Here is a 16182-nt window from a genome sequence, read left to right as displayed (position 1 = left end):
CAATATTACGCGCGCGCGGTCAACCATTCGTGATCGCGCGCGTGGGTCGGGCGTCAGTAGCCGCGGATCATGTCGGCCAAGGCGGAGTTCTCGTTCTCCACCTCGCCCAGGCGCGCCTTGACCACGTCGCCGATCGACACGACGCCGATCAGCGCCTCGCCGTCGAGCACCGGCATGTGCCGGAACCGGCCCGAGGTCATGCGGGCCAGCACCTCGACCGCATTGTCGTCGGTTTTGCACGACTGGACCTTGGCGGTCATGATGTCCATGACGCTGTCGGACAGGGCCGCGGCCCCCCGCGCGCCGACCTCGCGCACGATATCGCGTTCGGACAGGATGCCGCGGATCGACTTGCCCTCGTCATCCGATACGATCAACGCGCCGATCTTGCGACGCGACAGGACCTTGGTGGCCTCGTTGACCGATGCGTCGGAGGTGATGGTCTCCACCCCGCCTTGTTTGCCGGAAAGAATGTGCTGGACGAGCATGATCGACCCCCTTGTTTCTTCCGACTGTGACGCACGGAGCGATCCCACGTCAAGAATCCGTGCGGGGACGGATCGAAACGCCTGCGGGCGCGTTGAAAAGCCATGGTGTTTCGCAACTGGACATATGTGCTGACGTTTCTCGCGTCCTGTCTTCCCCTCGCCCCGGCGCTGGGGCAGCACGATTGCGAGCCGCCGCAGCTCGACACGAAATCGGGCTGCATCTGGCCCGAGCAGCTGGGCCTCGTCATCCGCGAGGGAGAACCGCTGGTGGGTAGCGCAATCCTGCGCATCGTGCCGCCCGAAACGCTCGGCCGTGACCCGGTCGACGGGGCCACGTATTACCGCGTGGCCAGCAGCAATCTGGTGCTGTTGCTCGAAGGGCCGCAGCTGATCGTGCGCGAGATCTTCTACGACGACGACCACTGATATACGAAACTGACCGCGGCGCGGGCGTCGGTCACTCGGCGGCCAGCGGTCGCTTGCCCAGCATGTCGCGCAGATAGCGCCCGGTATGGCTCGCCTCGCTCTGCGCCACCTGCTCGGGCGTGCCGGTCGCGACGATCTGCCCGCCGCCATCGCCGCCCTCGGGGCCGATATCGATGATCCAGTCGGCGCATTTGATGACGTCGAGATTGTGCTCGATCACCACCACGGAATTGCCTTGATCCACGAGCTCCTGGATCACCTCCAGCAGCTTGTTCACGTCCTCGAAATGCAGGCCGGTGGTCGGCTCGTCGAGGATGTAGAGCGTGCGGCCCGTGGCGCGCTTGCTCAGCTCCTTGGACAGCTTCACCCGCTGCGCCTCGCCGCCCGACAGGGTGGTGGAGGACTGCCCGACCTTGATGTAGCCGAGGCCCACGCGCTTGAGCGTCTCCATCTTGTCGCGGATGGCGGGCACGGCCTGGAACAGCTCCGCCGCGTCCTCGATGGTCATGTCGAGCACGTCGGCGATGGAGTGGCCCTTGAACTTCACCTCCAGCGTCTCGCGATTGTAGCGCGCGCCGTCGCAGGTCTCGCAAGTGACGTAGACATCGGGCAGGAAGTGCATCTCGATCTTGATGACCCCGTCGCCCTGGCAGGCCTCGCAGCGCCCGCCCTTCACGTTGAAGGAGAAGCGGCCGGGCTTGTATCCGCGGGTCTTCGCCTCTGGCAGGCCCGCGAACCAGTCGCGGATCGGGGTGAAGGCGCCGGTATAGGTCGCGGGGTTGGAACGCGGCGTGCGCCCGATGGGCGATTGGTCGATGTCGATGACCTTGTCCAGATGCTCCAGCCCCTTGATGGTCTGGCACGGCGCGGGCGTCTGGCGCGCGCCGTTCAGCCGCATCGAGGCGGTCTTGAACAGCGTCTCGATGGTCAGAGTGGACTTGCCGCCGCCCGACACGCCGGTGACGCAGCACAGCGTGCCGAGCGGGTATTCCGCCGTCACGTCCTTGAGGTTGTTGCCGGTGGCGCCCACGACCTTGACCGACTTGCCGCTGCCCTTGCGCCGCTCGGCGGGCACCGCGATCTCGCGCTTGCCGGTCAGGTACTGACCGGTGATCGAATTCTCGCTCGCCGCGATCTCGGCCGGGGTGCCGTGGGCGATGATCTGCCCGCCATGCACGCCCGCGCCGGGGCCGATGTCGAGAACGTAGTCCGCCTCGCGGATCGCCTCCTCGTCATGCTCGACCACGATCACGGTATTGCCCGCGTCTCGCAGGTTCTTGAGGGTGGTCAGCAGGCGATCATTGTCGCGCTGGTGCAGGCCGATGGACGGCTCGTCGAGCACGTAGAGCACGCCGGTCAGGCCGCTGCCGATCTGGCTGGCGAGCCGGATGCGCTGGCTCTCGCCGCCCGACAGCGTGCCGGAATTGCGACTGAGCGTCAGGTAGTCGAGGCCGACATTGACGAGGAAGCCCAGCCGCTCGCGGATCTCCTTGAAGATCGCGCGGGCGATCTCCTGCCGCTGCTTGCTGAGCGTGCCGGGGGCCTTCTCGATCCAGTCGAGCGCGTCGCGGATCGACAGCTCGACCACCTGCCCGACATGGCAGCCGTCGATCTTGACCGCCAGCGCCTCGGGCTTCAGCCGGTAGCCGTCGCAGGCCCCGCAGGCCCGGTTGTTCTGGTAGCGCTCCATCTCCTCGCGCGACCAGCTCGAATCCGTCTCGCGGTAGCGGCGTTCGAGATTGGGAACGACCCCCTCGAACACGCGGGAGATCTCGTAGACCCGGCCGCCCTCGTCATAGCGGAACTTGATCTTCTCCTCGCCCGATCCGTGCAGGATCAGCTGCTTCACATGGGCGGGCAGCTTCGACCACGGCGCGTTCTTGTCGAATTCGTAATGCTTGGCGAGCGCGTCGATGGTCTGGCGGAAATAGGGGGATTTCGACTTGGACCACGGCGCCACCGCGCCCTTGTAGAGGCTCAAGCCCTCATCCGGCACGATCAGCCGCTCGTCGAAGAACAGCTCCACTCCCAGCCCGTCGCAGACCGGGCAGGCCCCGAAGGGCGCGTTGAACGAGAACAGCCGTGGCTCGATCTCGGGAATGGTGAAGCCGGAGACCGGGCAGGCGAAATTTTCGGAGAAGGTGATGCGATCCGGCTCGGGCGTGTTGCCCGCGTCGTCGGCGCGCGGCGCGGTCTCCAGCACGGCGATGCCGTCGGCGAGGTCGAGCGCGGTGCGGAAGCTGTCGGCCAGCCGCGTCTCCATCCCCTCGCGCACCACGATCCGGTCCACGACCACGTCGATATTGTGGCGGAACTTCTTGTCTAGGGTCGGCGGCTCGTCCAGCTCGTGGAACTCCCCGTTCACCTTCACGCGCTGGAAGCCCTGCTTCTTCAGCTCGGCGAATTCCTTGCGATACTCGCCCTTGCGGTCGCGGATGATGGGGGCGAGCAGGTAGGCGCGGGTCCCCTCCTCCATCGCCATGACGCGGTCCACCATCTCCGACACCTGCTGCGCCTCGATGGGCAGGCCGGTGGCGGGCGAATAGGGCACGCCGACGCGTGCGAACAGAAGCCGCATGTAGTCGTAGATCTCGGTCACGGTGCCGACTGTGGAGCGCGGGTTCTTGCTCGTCGTCTTCTGCTCGATCGAGATCGCGGGGCTGAGGCCGCTGATATGGTCCACGTCCGGCTTCTGCATCATGTCGAGGAATTGCCGCGCATAGGCACTGAGCGACTCGACATAGCGGCGCTGCCCCTCGGCATAGATCGTGTCGAAAGCCAGCGAGGACTTGCCCGAGCCCGACAGCCCGGTGATCACGATCAGCTCGTCGCGCGGCAGGTCGACATCCACCGACTTGAGGTTGTGCTCCCGCGCGCCGCGAATCGAGATCGTCTTGAGATCGGCCATGTCGTCAGCTCCTCCGCCGGGTCAGGCGCATCATGTAGGTGCGCACACGCCGTTTACCACGGAACAGGACGAGAACAAGCACCTGATCGCCGCTAGGTTGTCGCGCAAACGCGCTGTTCGACCAAGGGGCGATAGGTTCTGTTAACGCAACCGGTAGTGGGGTAAACTCAACCTATGGGGGCACTGCTTTGTCGGGATCGCACCTGCGCGAGACCGGCCTCAATTCGGGAGAGCGAAATGAAAATCGGGTTCGGAAGGCTTGCCGCCTTGGCAACCTTGGTCATCGGAACCGGCGCTCAGGCGCAGGACGTCTTCATCACGCAGGACATGCCGTGGTACGAGGCGGAGGTTGGCGACAGCTTCGTGATGATCGAGCGCAACCAGGATACCGAGGCGCGCATCGTCGACGATTTCGCCCGGACCTCGCGCCCCTGCCCGCCCTTCTGCATCCAGCCCTTCCAGGTGGCCGAAGGCGTCACCACGGTCGGTGAGCTGGAGCTGATCGCCTTCATCGAGGAGTACGTGGTGCCGGGCAACGGCCTGCTGATCGACAGCCGTCTGACCGACTGGTTCGACGGCGGCACCATTCCGGGCGCGGTGAACCTGCCGTTCAACCTGTTCACGCCGTCCAACGAGAACCCGTTCCTCGATCCGCTGCTGCGGCAGTTCGGCGGACAGCTGCGCTCGAATGGCACCTGGGATTTCGCCGAGGCGCGCGAGCTGATGATGTTCTGCAACGGCCCCTGGTGCGGGCAGAGCCCGACGGCCATCCGCAACCTGCTGGAGCTGGGCTATCCGGCCGAGAAGCTGCGCTACTACCGCGGCGGCATGCAGAACTGGCTGATGCTGGGCCTGACCGTCGAAGTGCCGGCGACGGGGTGAGGCCATGTTCAGACATATCGCAACCGCCACCGCCTGCCTGATCGTCGCGCTGCCGGCCGGCGCGGCCCCGCGGGCCCTGCAATCCGCAACGCCGGGTGCCGAGCTGCACCTCGCCCAGGCCACCGCCAGCGAGGAGCGCCGCCTCGCCGCCTATGCCGAGCGCGTGCTGCGCGCCGTGGCCGAGCTCGCGGCCGAGGATCTCAGGGCCGAACAGGGCGTCAGCCTGTCGGACGGCGCCACCACCAACCTGCGCAGCGCGGCCGAGCGCCTGCTCGATGCCGGGCGCGATGCCGGGCTCGACGCGGAGGAGATCGCGGACCTGCTGATGGACGTCTACCGCGACCGCTATGTCGGGCCGATCCCGGTCGCCCTGTCGGACGGGGACGGCGCGCTCGACGCCGTCTCGCTGCTGCGCGGCGTGATCGGGCGCACGCGTGTGGCCGAACAGCGCTCCGTCGACACCGACTACCTCGCCATGCTGCAATCCGAGGGGGCGCGAACCCGCGCCACGACCGAGACGGTCGAGGTGGCGCTGGCCGCCCCCGCAGCGGTGGAGGAGACCACCGAGGAGGTCGATATCGCCGCACAGGAGTCCGGGCTGCCCGAGCTGACGGCGGTGGAGCAGGAAACCTTCGGCGATCTGCGCGACCGCATCACCTGGGACGGCGATGCCGGACAGATCCGGGTGGAGCCGGGCGACACGCTGGGCGTCATCGCCAACGCGATCTACGGCGACGCGCTGGCTTACCGGCGGATCTACGAGGCGAACCGCGCCAACATGGCCAACCCCAACCAACTGCGGGTCGGCACCGTGCTGACCGTTCCGCGCCCCTGAAAGACCGGGGCTGGGCCGATCGGGCCCTGCCCCCCGTTTACGGCTTGTTCACCGCGGCGGGACAAGCCTAGTCTGCCCATCCAGTGAATCAGTGCACGGAGACGGACCATGGCAGGCAGCGTCAACAAGGTCATCCTGATCGGCAATCTCGGCCGCGACCCCGAAACGCGGTCTTTCCAGAACGGCGGCAAGGTGTGCAACCTGCGCATCGCCACCTCCGAGACGTGGCGCGACAAGAACTCGGGCGAGCGACGCGAGCGGACGGAATGGCACAGCGTCGCCATCTTTTCCGAACCGCTGGTCCGCGTGGCCGAGCAATACCTGCGCAAAGGCTCGAAGGTCTATATCGAGGGTCAGCTGGAAACCCGCAAATGGCAGGACCAGTCCGGCCAGGACCGCTATTCGACCGAGGTCGTCCTGCGGCCCTACACCTCCACGCTGACCATGCTCGACGGTCGCGGAGAAGGCGGCGGCGGCGGTGGCGGTGACTACGGCGGCGGCGGCGGCTCCTATGGCGGCGGCAATGGCGGCTCCTACGGCGGCGGCGGGCGCGGCTCGGGCGGCGGCTCGCAGGACGGGGGCTACGGCTCGGACATGGATGACGACATCCCGTTCTGACGCCGCGGTTTTTCGCGTGACGCCGCTACCCTGCGGTTGATAGCCGCAGTCATCCATCTACCTTCGTCACGAGGACCGGAGGGGGATCAGATCGGATGGCGAACGACGCACAGGCCAGTGGCTCGCAGGGCGTGGAAGATGAGCATGCCCAGGCTCAGATGGGCCCGGCCGCGGCGATGCCGATCCGGTTGCCAAGCGTCTTCATGTGGTCGGTCGGGATCGTCGCGCTGATCCTCGCCATCGGGGCGCTGGCCGCCGCGCGCGCCTTCCTCATCCCGGTGATGTTCGCGGCCCTGCTGGCGCTGGTCTTCCGGCCCGTGCGTCGCGGGCTCAACAAGATCGGGCTGTCGAACGGCGCCGCCGCCTTCGTCATCACCGCCCTGCTGATGCTCGCCATCGCCGGTCTCTTTGCCGGGCTGGCGCAGCCGGTCTCGAAATGGATTGCGGACGCTCCGCGCATCACCGCGCAGATCGAGACCAAGCTCGAAAGCCTGCAGGGCACGGTCGAGGCGGTCAGCGAGGCCGCCCGCCAGATCGACGACCTCGCCGATGGCAACGAGGAGGAGGTCGAGACGCCCGGCACCGTGCGGCAACCGCAGCAGATGGAGATCGAGGTCAGCGAGAACGATGGCGGCATCCTCTCGCGCATCGCCGCGACCGCGCCGCTGGTGGTGGGGCAGATCGTCTTCACGCTGGCGCTGCTGTTCTTCGTGCTCGCCTCGGGCGATCTGTTCCAGCAGCGCATGGTCGAGGCGATGCCGCGCTTTCGCGACAAGCGCAAGGCGGTGCGCATCGCCGCCGATATCGAGCGGCGCGTGGGCTACTACCTGTTCACCATCACGCTGGTGAATGCCGCGCTGGGCGTCGCGATCGGGCTCGCCATGTGGGCCTTCGGGATGCCCGATCCGCTGCTGTTCGGCGTCGTGGCCTTCGTCTTGAACTTCATGCCCTATATCGGCGCGATCATCGGCACGGTCAGTGCGCTCGCCGTCGGCATCGTGGCCCTGCCCGACATCTGGCTCGCCGTCTTCGCGGCAGGGGCTTACATGATGCTGACCACGATCGAGGGGCAGTTCATCACCCCCTATTTCGTCGGACGCTCGCTGAAGCTGAATCCGGTCGTGGTGTTCCTGTCGGTCGCGTTCTGGGCCTGGCTCTGGTCGGTCGTCGGCATGATCGTCGCGGTGCCGATCCTGGTCGTGATGCGGGTGTTTTCCGAGCACATCCCGGCGCTCAACGCCTTCGGCAGTTTCCTCGCTGCGGAGGATGCGGAAAAACCCATCGAACCGGACAAATAAGCCCTCCGAACGCGGGCCTTCGCGTTGCCTTCACCGCCCCGTTGTCGCATAAGTTACACAACATCTAGCGACAGCGCGACGGCAGGAGCACGAGTTGAGCGACAGCCCCGAAACACCCGAAGACGACGAGCCCGCCACCCCGTCCTATGACGGCCCCTCGATCACCATCGAGGAGGAGATGAAGCGCTCCTTCCTCGACTATTCGATGAGCGTCATCATCTCGCGCGCCATCCCCGACGTGCGCGACGGGCTGAAGCCGGTGCACCGGCGCATCCTCTACGCGATGCACGAGACGGGCAACACCGCCGACAAGGGCTACCGCAAGTCGGCGCGCCCCGTCGGCGACGTGATCGGTAAGTACCACCCGCACGGCGACACCGCGATCTATGACGCGCTGGTGCGCATGGCGCAGGATTTCTCGATGCGGCTCCCGCTGCTCGACGGTCAGGGCAACTTCGGCTCGATGGACGGGGATGCGCCCGCGGCGATGCGCTATACCGAGGTGCGCATGGCACCGCCCGCCGACGCGATGCTGGCCGATATCGACAAGGACACGGTCGACTTCCAGCCCAACTACGACGGCAAGGACGAGGAGCCGACGGTCCTGCCCGCGCGCTACCCCAACCTGCTGGTCAACGGGGCCGAGGGGATCGCGGTCGGCATGGCGACCCGCATCCCGCCGCACAATCTGGGCGAGGTGCTCGATGCCGCGACCGCGCTGATCGACGACCCAGACCTCAGCTCCGAGGCACTGATGGAGCACGTGCCCGCCCCCGATTTCCCCACGGGCGGCATCATCATCGGGCGCTCCGGCGCGCGGAAGGCCTATCTGGAGGGACGCGGCTCTGTCGTGATCCGCGCCCGCACCAAGGTCGAGGAGATCCGCAAGGACCGCTACGCCATCGTCGTGACCGAGATCCCCTACCAGGTGAACAAGTCCACGATGATCGAGCGCATCGCGGAACTCGCGCGCGACCGGAAGATCGAGGGCATCGCCCATGTCCAGGACGAGAGCGACCGCTTCGGCGTGCGCGTCGTGATCGAGCTGAAGCGCGACGCGACGGCGGATGTGGTGCTCAACCAGCTCTACCGCTTCACGCCGATGCAGACGAGCTTCGGCGCGAACATGCTGGCGCTGAATTCCGGCCGGCCCGAGCAGCTGACCCTGCGTGGCTTCCTCAAGGCCTTCGTCGATTTTCGCGAGGAGGTCGTCGCCCGACGCACCGCGCACGAGCTGATGAAGGCGCGCGAGCGGGCCCATATCCTGTCCGGCCTGGCCGTCGCGGTCGAGAACGTGGACGAGGTGGTCGCGACCATCCGCGCCTCCGCCGACCGGGGCGAGGCGCGCGAGAAGCTGATGACCCGCCGCTGGCCCGCCGAGAGCATCGCGGACTATATTCGCCTGATCGACGATCCCAGCCACACGATGAACGATGACGGCACCTACAACCTGTCGCTGGAACAGGCCAACGCCATCCTCGAACTGCGCCTGCAGCGCCTGACCGCGCTGGGGGTGAAGGAGATCACGGACGAGCTGGAAGTGCTCGCCGGAAAGATCGCCGACTATCTCGACATCCTTCGCAGCCGCGACCGGATCATGGCCATCATCCGCGACGAGATCGCCGAGGTGCGCGAGAAATACGCGACCCCGCGCCGCTCCGAGATCGCCGATTATGTCGGCGACATGGAGGACGAGGACCTGATCGAGCCGGCCGAGATGGTCGTGACCATCACCAATGGCGGCTACATCAAGCGCACCCCGCTCGACGAATACCGCGCGCAGAAGCGTGGCGGGAAGGGCGTCGGCGGCATGAACATGAAGGACGAGGATTTCGTCACGACCCTGTTCGTCGCCAACACCCACACGGCCATCCTGTTCTTCACCACCGATGGCATGGTCTACCAGCTCAAGACCTGGCGGCTGCCCTTGGGCGGGCGCAACGCGCGGGGCAAGGCGCTGGTCAACATCCTGCCGATCGAGCCGGGCACCGGCATCGCCGCGACCATGCCCGTCGACCGGGACGAGGCCGACTGGGGCGATTTGCAGGTGGTCTTCGCCACCTCGGCGGGCGACGTGCGGCGCAACCGCCTGTCCGACTTCACCAATATCATGCGCAACGGCAAGATCGCCATCCGCCTGCCCGATGACGGCACGCGCCTCGTCAACGCCCGCATCTGCGGCGAGGAGGATGACGTGATGCTGATGACCGCGTCCGGCAGGGCCATCCGCTTCCCCTCCACCGCGGTGCGCGTCTTCAACTCCCGCACCTCCACGGGCGTGCGCGGCATCAAGCTCGGCACCGAGGACCGCGTCGTCTCCATGTCCGTGATCCGGCATTTCGAGGCCGATCCGGCGGAGCGCGCCGCCTATCTCAAGATGCGCCGCGCCGTCGCCGGCCAGACCGAGGAAGAAGCGGGCGACGAGGACGACGTGGCACCGGGTGCCATCAGCCCCGAGCGGTATGCCGAGATGTCGGCGGCCGAGGACCTGATCCTGACGCTGACCGAGAACGGCGCGGGCAAGCTTTCGTCCTCGCACGACTACCCGGTGCGCGGACGCGGCGGCCAGGGCGTCATGGCGATGGACAAGGCGATGCGCGGCGGCGAGCTGATCGCCTCCTTCCCCGTCGATCTTGACGACCAGATCATGCTGGCCACCAATACCGGCCAGTCGATCCGCACGCCGGTCTCGGACATCTCCTTCCGCTCCCGCTCGGCCGGTGGCGTGCGCGTCTTCAACACCCGCGAGGGCGAGAAGGTGGTGAGCGTCGCGTGGATCGCCGATCAGGGTGACGAGGGCGACGACCCGGTGGCCGATGCGCCCGAGCCGGTCTGAGACGGGGCTGTCTGACTGGACCGCCTTCGCGGGCCGGGTTCTGCTCGGCCTGCTCTTCGTGGCAGGCACGGCGCAGAAACTGGTCGACCCCGCCCCGGCGGCGGAGCTGCTGACCGGGCGCGGTCTGCCGGGCTGGCTGGTCTGGCCCGCCACCGCCTTCAACGCGCTCGGCGCGCTCTGCCTGATCGCGGGTCTGTGGCTGCGCCCGATTGCGGCGGCGCTCGCGGCCTACTGCATGGTCACGAGCCTCTTTCACCTGATCCCCGACGATCCGTGGCAGATGAGCATCTTCGTCAAGAATTGGGCCATCGCGGGCGGGCTGCTGGTGCTGGCGGCACAGGGCGGCGGGCGCATCGCCCTCGACCGGCGGGCCTGAGTATTTCCGCCAATCCGAAAGCCTCGCTCCTTTTCAAACCGGGCCGGAGCGCGTAGATCGCGGGGCATGACACACCCCATTCACATCGTCGGCGGCGGCATGGCCGGATGCGAGGCCGCCTGGCAGGCCGCCGAGCTCGGCGTTCCGGTCGTGCTGCACGAGATGCGCCCGACCGTCGAGACCTTCGCCCACCAGACCGAGGGGCTGGCGGAGCTCGTCTGCTCCAACTCCTTCCGCTCGGACGATGACGAGAGCAACGCGGTGGGCCTTCTGCACTGGGAGATGCGGCAGGCGGGCGGGCTGATCATCTCGACCGGCGATCGCCATGCCCTGCCCGCGGGTGGCGCGCTGGCCGTGGACCGCGACGCATTCTCCGACGAGATCACGGCAAAGATCGAGGGCCACCCGCTGATCGAGATCGCGCGCGGCGAGGTGGCGGGCCTGCCGCCCGAGGAGTGGGGCTCGACCATCGTGGCCACCGGCCCGCTGACCTCTCCCGCGCTGGCCGAGGCACTGCGCGCGCTGTCGGGCGAGGAAAGCCTCGCCTTCTTCGACGCCATCGCCCCCATCGTCCATGCCGACAGCATCGACCTGAGCAAGGCGTGGTTCCAGTCCCGTTACGACAAGGGCGAGACGGAGGAGGAGCGCACCGCCTATCTCAACTGCCCGATGGACGAGGCGCAATACGAGGCCTTCATCGACGCGCTGCTCGCCGCGCCCAAGACCGAGTTCAAGGAGTGGGAGCGCGACACCCCCTATTTCGACGCCTGCCTGCCGATCGAGGTGATGGCCGAACGCGGGCGCGAGACCCTGCGCTGGGGACCCATGAAGCCGGTTGGCCTGACCAATCCGCACCAGCCGGACGTGAAGGCGCATGCCGTGGTGCAGCTGCGCCGGGAAAATGCGCTCGGCACGCTCTACAACATCGTCGGCTTCCAGACGAAGATGAAATACGGCGCGCAGACGGATGTGTTCCGATCCATTCCGGGGCTGGAGAACGCCGAGTTCGCGCGGCTCGGCGGCATGCACCGCAACACCTTCCTGAACTCGCCGCGCCTGCTCGACGGCCGGATGCGGATGCGCGCACGCCCCGATCTGCGCTTCGCAGGCCAGGTCACGGGGGTGGAGGGCTATGTCGAGTCGGCGGCGATGGGCCTCCTGGCCGGACGCCTCGCCGCCTACGAGGCGCTGGGGATCGAAATCGCCACGCCGCCGCAGACCACAGCCATCGGCGCGCTGCTCGGCCACATCACCGGCGGGGCGGAGGCGGAGACCTTCCAGCCGATGAACGTGAATTTCGGCCTGTTCCCGCCGCTCGACGCGCCGAAGAAGGGCCGCCGGGGCAAGAAGGACCGCAAGATCGCCTATACGGAGCGGGCCAAGGCCGACTGGCAGGCCTGGCTCGCCGCCCTGCCCGCGCGCGAAACCGTAACGGCTTGAGAAGCCTGCCCCATCCGGTATCCTGACCGTCAGGAGGACCCGGATGACGCAACGCTTCTTGGACAAGGCCTATCGCGACGACACGGACATGGACCGGCTCTATTCCGATTGGGCCGAGAGCTACGACGCGGAACTGGAGGCGAGCGGCTACGCCTCGCCCCGCCGTTGCGCCGAGGCGCTGGCTGCCTGCGATGCGCCGACGGACGGCACCGTGCTCGATTTCGGCTGCGGCACGGGCCTGTCGGGGGGCGCGCTGAAACGCGCCGGGTTCGAGACGCTCGACGGCTGCGACGTGAACGCGGACATGCTCGCCAAGGCGCGGGAGCGGGGGATCTACCGGAACCTGCACGAGATCGCACCGGGCTCCGACGGCCTGCCGGGACCGACGCCGGACAGCATCGCCGCCATCGGCGTCATCGCGCCGGGACATGCGCCGCCCGAGACCATCGATCTGCTGCTCGGCGCCCTGCCCTCGGGCGGACGGCTGGTCTTCTCGCTCAACGACCACGCGCTCGCCGCCCGCAGCTTCGAGGCCCGCATCGGTGCCTGGACCGACAGCGGCTCGGCCCGCTGCCTGTTCCGCGAACACGGCCCCCACATCCCGGCCGAGGATCTGGGCGCGACGGTCTATGTCCTCCAGAAGGGTTGAGCGCTTCGCCCCCTCCCCCACCGGGCCGCTGCATCTGGGCCACGCTTTCAGCGCCCTGACCGCGGCGCGCGGGGCCGACAGGTTCCTGCTGCGCATGGAAGACATCGACACTGCCCGCAGCCGCCCGGACTGGGAGGCGGCGATCGAGCAGGACCTGCACTGGCTCGACCTCGACTGGGAGCGGCCCGTACTGCGTCAATCGGAGCGTCTGCCCCTCTACCGCGACGCCGTCGCGCGCCTGACGGCGGCGGGCCTGACCTATGCTTGCACCTGTACGCGCGGCGACATCCGCGCCGCACTCAGCGCTCCGCAGGAGGGCGCGCCGGTGACGGGGCCGGACGGGCTGGTCTATCCGGGCACCTGCCGCCGGGCCGGGCACCCCGAGGAGGCCAACGCAATCCGCCTCGACATGGCTGCCGCCATCGCTGCCCTGGGCGGCGACGAGGCCGTGCGGCGCCTGACCTTCACCGAACTCGACGAGGGCCCGGAGGGTCAGACGGGGTGCATCCCGCTCGACCCCGACGCGCTGCGCACCGGGGTGGGCGACATCGTGCTGGCGCGCCGCGATATCGGCACCTCATATCACGTCGCGGTCGTCGTGGACGACGCCGCGCAAGCCATCACCCATGTCACCCGTGGGCGCGATCTGTTCGAGGCGACGCCGATCCACCGCATCCTTCAGGCGCTGCTGGACCTGCCGACCCCGCTCTACCGCCACCACCGCCTGATCCGAGACGCTGACGGCAAGCGGCTGGCCAAGCGCGACGACGCCCGTGCGCTGTCCCTGCTGCGCGCGCAGGGCTGGACGCCCGCCGACATCCGCCGCGCCATCGGCCTTTCGGATTCGTAGAAATATCCCCGTCGGCGGCGGCCGTCAGGCGATCGGGTCGGAGGTGATGACCTCCCGCCCGTCCCGGATCGCGGTGTAGAAGCAGGACCGCCGGTTCGTGTGGCAGGCCGGTCCCTCCTGCCGCACGGTCATCAGCAGGCAGTCGCGGTCGCAATCCACCCGCATCTCGATCAGCGTCTGGACGTGGCCCGAGGTCTCCCCCTTGCGCCAGAAGGCCTGACGCGAGCGGCTCCAGTAGCAGACGCGCCCGGTGGCGAGCGTCTCGGCCACCGTCTCCCGCGTCATCCACGCCATCATCAGCACCTCGCCGCCCTCGTCCTGCGCGATGGCCGGGATCAGTCCGTCGGCGGTGTAGCGCAGGGTGGCGGGATCGAATGTCGCGGTCATGGGCGGGCCTCTTTCCTGTACCGTGCAGTCAGCCTATCTAAGAGGCCAACGGCAGAAAGGCGAGAGCATGAGCGACCGCGACGACGAGATGATGAAGCTCTATTCCCAGCGCATCCTGGCGCTGGCGGCCGACATCCCGCATCACGAACGGCTCGACGCGCCCGACGCGACGGTGACGAAACGCTCGCCGCTCTGCGGCTCCACCGTCACGGTGGATGTCGATGTCGAGGACGGGCGGATCACCCGCTTCGGGCAGGACGTGAAGGCCTGCGCGCTCGGCCAGGCCTCGGCTGCGGTCTTCGCCGCGCAGGCCGAGGGTCTGACGCTGGAGGAGGCGCGCGCCGGGCGCGACGCCCTGCGCGCCATGCTCAAGGACGAAGGCCCGGTGCCCTCCGCGCCCTTCGACGGCTACGCGGCGCTGGAACCGGCCCGCGCCTATCGCAACCGCCACGCCTCGATCCTCCTGGTGCCCGACGCAACCGTCGCGGCGCTCGAACAGCTTGCAGACGAAAAAATCGCCGCGACACCCTGAGGGCGCGCGGCGAGTTGGGTCGAGACCGCCCGATCCGGCGCGGCAGGGACATGCGGCGGCGGTGGCAGGCGGGCCGGTCTCGGGGCAGAAAGCGGGCCGATGCTCCGTCAGAACATCAGCGCGCTGACAATCATCACACAGATGGCGGCGAGGCCGATCGCATCGCCGACGATTTCCGTTCCGTGCGTGCGGGCGGTGTTCAGCATGCGGGGGATCATCGCGGCCTCCTGTGTTCCGTGTTGCCTTAACGTTCTCTTAAGAGCCGAGTCGGGTCAAGACAAAACTGGAACATTTGCGAACGTCGCGCGAATTTCCGCTTAGCCGACGGTCAGCAGCCGGATCGCCCGGTCCTGCTCCATCAGGTAGAGCATCGTGCGCACGGCCTCTCCCCGCTCGCCCGCCAGCTCCGGGTCGCGGTCGAGCAGCAGCCGCGCCTCCTTCTGCGCCAGCGCCAGAAGTGCGGTCTGCCGCTCCAGATCGGCGATGCGGAACCGGGGCAAGCCCGACTGCGCGGTGCCCAGCACGTCGCCCGCCCCGCGCAGGCGCAGGTCCTCGTCGGCGATGCGAAAGCCGTCTTCGGTCTCGCGCATGATCTCCAGCCGCGCGCGCGCCGTGTCGCCCAGCGGTGGCTGGTACATCAAGAGGCAGGTCGATTTCTCCGCCCCGCGCCCGACGCGCCCGCGCAGTTGGTGCAACTGCGCCAAACCAAATCGTTCCGCCTGCTCGATCACCATGATCGAGGCGGCGGGCACGTTCACCCCGACCTCGATCACCGTGGTCGCGACCAGCACGCGCGTGCGACCGGCCACGAAATCGGCCATCGCCGCGTCCTTCTCCGCCGGAGGAAGGCGACCATGCACCAGCCCGACGACCCCCTCGCCCAGTGCGAGGCGCAGCGCACGGAACCGCTCCTCGGCGGCGGCCATCTCGACCACCTCGCTCTCCTCGACCAGCGGGCAGACCCAATAGGCCTGCCGCCCCTCGGCGATGGCGGCGCGCAGCCGCGTGACGACCTGCTCCATCCGCTCGGAGGAGACCAGCGCCGTCTCCACCGGCTTGCGGCCCGGCGGCTTCTCGTCGAGCACGCTGAGATCCATGTCGCCATATTGCGCGAGGCTCAGCGAGCGCGGTATCGGCGTCGCCGTCATCACGAGGATATCGACCGCCCGCCCCTTCTCCCCCAGGCTCATCCGCTCGCGCACGCCGAAACGGTGCTGCTCGTCGATGATGGCGAGGCGCAGGTCGGCGAAGGTCACGTCCGACTGGAACAGCGCGTGCGTGCCGACGAGGATGTGGATGCGCCCCTCGGCAAGTGCGGCCAGCTTCTCCTGCCGGACCGGCCCCTTGTCGCGCCCCGTCAGGATGTCGAGCCGGATGCCCTGCCCCTCGGCCAGCGGGGCCAGCGCCTCCAGATGCTGGCGGGCGAGGATCTCCGTCGGGGCCATCAGCGCGGCCTGCCCGCCCGCCTCCACCGCCGCCAGCATGGCGAGCAGCGCGACCAGCGTCTTGCCCGCCCCCACGTCGCCTTGCAGCAGGCGATTCATGCGGATCGGCGCGGCCATGTCGCCGGTGATCTCGGCCACCGCGCGGGTCTGCGCCCCGGTCGGCGCGTAGGGCAGCGCCGCCAGCACCTGCGCCCGCAGCCTGCCGTCCCCCT

General features: G+C 68.2%; 15 protein-coding genes. 11 read left to right on the top strand and 4 right to left on the bottom strand.

Going from position 1 to position 16182, the window contains the following annotated elements:
* Positions 1–53: 53 nt before the first annotated feature.
* A complete protein-coding gene (locus RX333_RS06775; protein WP_316014170.1) occupies positions 54–488 on the bottom strand; it encodes a CBS domain-containing protein in 435 nt (144 codons plus the stop codon).
* A 126-nt stretch (positions 489–614) separates the two neighbouring features.
* Between RX333_RS06775 and RX333_RS06770 the strand changes: the two genes are divergently transcribed.
* Positions 615–914 carry a hypothetical protein gene (locus RX333_RS06770; RefSeq protein ID WP_316014169.1) on the top strand — a complete coding sequence of 100 codons (300 nt, stop codon included), beginning with the start codon at positions 615–617 and terminating at the stop codon, positions 912–914.
* A 31-nt stretch (positions 915–945) separates the two neighbouring features.
* Here the strand turns inward: RX333_RS06770 and uvrA are convergent, their stop codons facing one another.
* The gene (gene uvrA, locus RX333_RS06765; protein ID WP_316014168.1) at positions 946–3822 is read right to left on the bottom strand and encodes an excinuclease ABC subunit UvrA; all 2877 of its coding nucleotides are present in this window, start codon (positions 3820–3822) and stop codon (positions 946–948) included.
* 267 nt (positions 3823–4089) lie between these two features.
* Here uvrA and RX333_RS06760 point away from each other — a divergent pair, with 267 nt between their 5' ends.
* The 9 genes from RX333_RS06760 to gluQRS all read left to right on the top strand — a co-directional run bounded on the left by RX333_RS06760 (position 4090) and on the right by gluQRS (position 13606).
* On the top strand, positions 4090–4704 hold the full coding sequence (locus RX333_RS06760) for a rhodanese-like domain-containing protein (RefSeq protein ID WP_316014167.1): 615 nt from the start codon (positions 4090–4092) through the stop codon (positions 4702–4704).
* A 4-nt stretch (positions 4705–4708) separates the two neighbouring features.
* On the top strand, positions 4709–5539 hold the full coding sequence (locus tag RX333_RS06755; RefSeq protein WP_316014166.1) for a LysM peptidoglycan-binding domain-containing protein: 831 nt from the start codon (positions 4709–4711) through the stop codon (positions 5537–5539).
* A 108-nt stretch (positions 5540–5647) separates the two neighbouring features.
* Entirely contained in the window at positions 5648–6157 is a 510-nt protein-coding gene (gene ssb, locus RX333_RS06750) for a single-stranded DNA-binding protein (RefSeq protein ID WP_316014165.1), read from the top strand.
* Positions 6158–6252: 95 nt separating this feature from the next.
* Positions 6253–7455, top strand: coding sequence for an AI-2E family transporter (locus RX333_RS06745; RefSeq protein WP_316014164.1), 1203 nt, complete (start codon positions 6253–6255; stop codon positions 7453–7455).
* A gap of 160 nt (positions 7456–7615) precedes the next feature.
* A complete protein-coding gene (gene gyrA / locus RX333_RS06740; RefSeq protein WP_410056055.1) occupies positions 7616–10291 on the top strand; it encodes a DNA gyrase subunit A in 2676 nt (891 codons plus the stop codon).
* Complete coding sequence (locus RX333_RS06735) at positions 10272–10667, top strand: DoxX family protein (RefSeq protein WP_316014162.1); 396 nt, start codon at positions 10272–10274, stop codon at positions 10665–10667. The genes gyrA and RX333_RS06735 overlap by 20 nt, the downstream gene beginning before the upstream one ends.
* 66 nt (positions 10668–10733) lie before the next feature.
* The gene (gene trmFO / locus RX333_RS06730) at positions 10734–12107 is read left to right on the top strand and encodes a methylenetetrahydrofolate--tRNA-(uracil(54)-C(5))-methyltransferase (FADH(2)-oxidizing) TrmFO (RefSeq protein WP_316014161.1); all 1374 of its coding nucleotides are present in this window, start codon (positions 10734–10736) and stop codon (positions 12105–12107) included.
* Positions 12108–12150: 43 nt separating this feature from the next.
* Positions 12151–12756, top strand: coding sequence for a class I SAM-dependent DNA methyltransferase (locus RX333_RS06725; RefSeq protein ID WP_316014160.1), 606 nt, complete (start codon positions 12151–12153; stop codon positions 12754–12756).
* Positions 12737–13606 carry a tRNA glutamyl-Q(34) synthetase GluQRS gene (gene gluQRS / locus RX333_RS06720; RefSeq protein ID WP_316014159.1) on the top strand — a complete coding sequence of 290 codons (870 nt, stop codon included), beginning with the start codon at positions 12737–12739 and terminating at the stop codon, positions 13604–13606. Before RX333_RS06725 ends, gluQRS begins: the two co-directional genes overlap by 20 nt.
* Positions 13607–13630: 24 nt before the next feature.
* Here the strand turns inward: gluQRS and hisI are convergent, their stop codons facing one another.
* Complete coding sequence (gene hisI, locus RX333_RS06715; protein WP_316014158.1) at positions 13631–13993, bottom strand: phosphoribosyl-AMP cyclohydrolase; 363 nt, start codon at positions 13991–13993, stop codon at positions 13631–13633.
* Positions 13994–14060: 67 nt separating this feature from the next.
* Here hisI and RX333_RS06710 point away from each other — a divergent pair, with 67 nt between their 5' ends.
* The gene (locus RX333_RS06710; protein ID WP_316014157.1) at positions 14061–14525 is read left to right on the top strand and encodes an iron-sulfur cluster assembly scaffold protein; all 465 of its coding nucleotides are present in this window, start codon (positions 14061–14063) and stop codon (positions 14523–14525) included.
* Between the two features lie 317 nt (positions 14526–14842).
* On the opposite strand, the gene recG is transcribed toward RX333_RS06710, so the two are convergent.
* Positions 14843–16182: ATP-dependent DNA helicase RecG (gene recG, locus RX333_RS06705; protein WP_316014156.1), on the bottom strand; the 1340-nt coding region annotated here is incomplete at its 5' end.

Origin of the sequence: Roseobacter sp. HKCCA0434 (assembly GCF_032464675.1) — a bacterium.
In the GTDB taxonomy this organism is placed as follows: domain Bacteria; phylum Pseudomonadota; class Alphaproteobacteria; order Rhodobacterales; family Rhodobacteraceae; genus Pontivivens.
The sequence above is the reverse complement of the archived record's forward strand: the minus strand, read 5'-3'. Positions and strand labels throughout refer to the sequence as shown.

Bases quoted from the DNA above. Each gene is read 5' to 3' on its own strand.
- RX333_RS06755 (WP_316014166.1), top strand. From the start codon at position 4,709: ATGTTCAGACATATCGCAACCGCCACCGCCTGCCTGATCGTCGCGCTG.
- trmFO (WP_316014161.1), top strand. From the start codon at position 10,734: ATGACACACCCCATTCACATCGTCGGCGGCGGCATGGCCGGATGCGAG.
- ssb (WP_316014165.1), top strand. From the start codon at position 5,648: ATGGCAGGCAGCGTCAACAAGGTCATCCTGATCGGCAATCTCGGCCGC.
- uvrA (WP_316014168.1), bottom strand. From the start codon at position 3,822: ATGGCCGATCTCAAGACGATCTCGATTCGCGGCGCGCGGGAGCACAAC.
- RX333_RS06735 (WP_316014162.1), top strand. From the start codon at position 10,272: ATGCGCCCGAGCCGGTCTGAGACGGGGCTGTCTGACTGGACCGCCTTC.
- RX333_RS06775 (WP_316014170.1), bottom strand. From the start codon at position 488: ATGCTCGTCCAGCACATTCTTTCCGGCAAACAAGGCGGGGTGGAGACC.
- gluQRS (WP_316014159.1), top strand. From the start codon at position 12,737: ATGTCCTCCAGAAGGGTTGAGCGCTTCGCCCCCTCCCCCACCGGGCCG.
- RX333_RS06745 (WP_316014164.1), top strand. From the start codon at position 6,253: ATGGCGAACGACGCACAGGCCAGTGGCTCGCAGGGCGTGGAAGATGAG.
- RX333_RS06710 (WP_316014157.1), top strand. From the start codon at position 14,061: ATGAGCGACCGCGACGACGAGATGATGAAGCTCTATTCCCAGCGCATC.
- RX333_RS06725 (WP_316014160.1), top strand. From the start codon at position 12,151: ATGACGCAACGCTTCTTGGACAAGGCCTATCGCGACGACACGGACATG.
- hisI (WP_316014158.1), bottom strand. From the start codon at position 13,993: ATGACCGCGACATTCGATCCCGCCACCCTGCGCTACACCGCCGACGGA.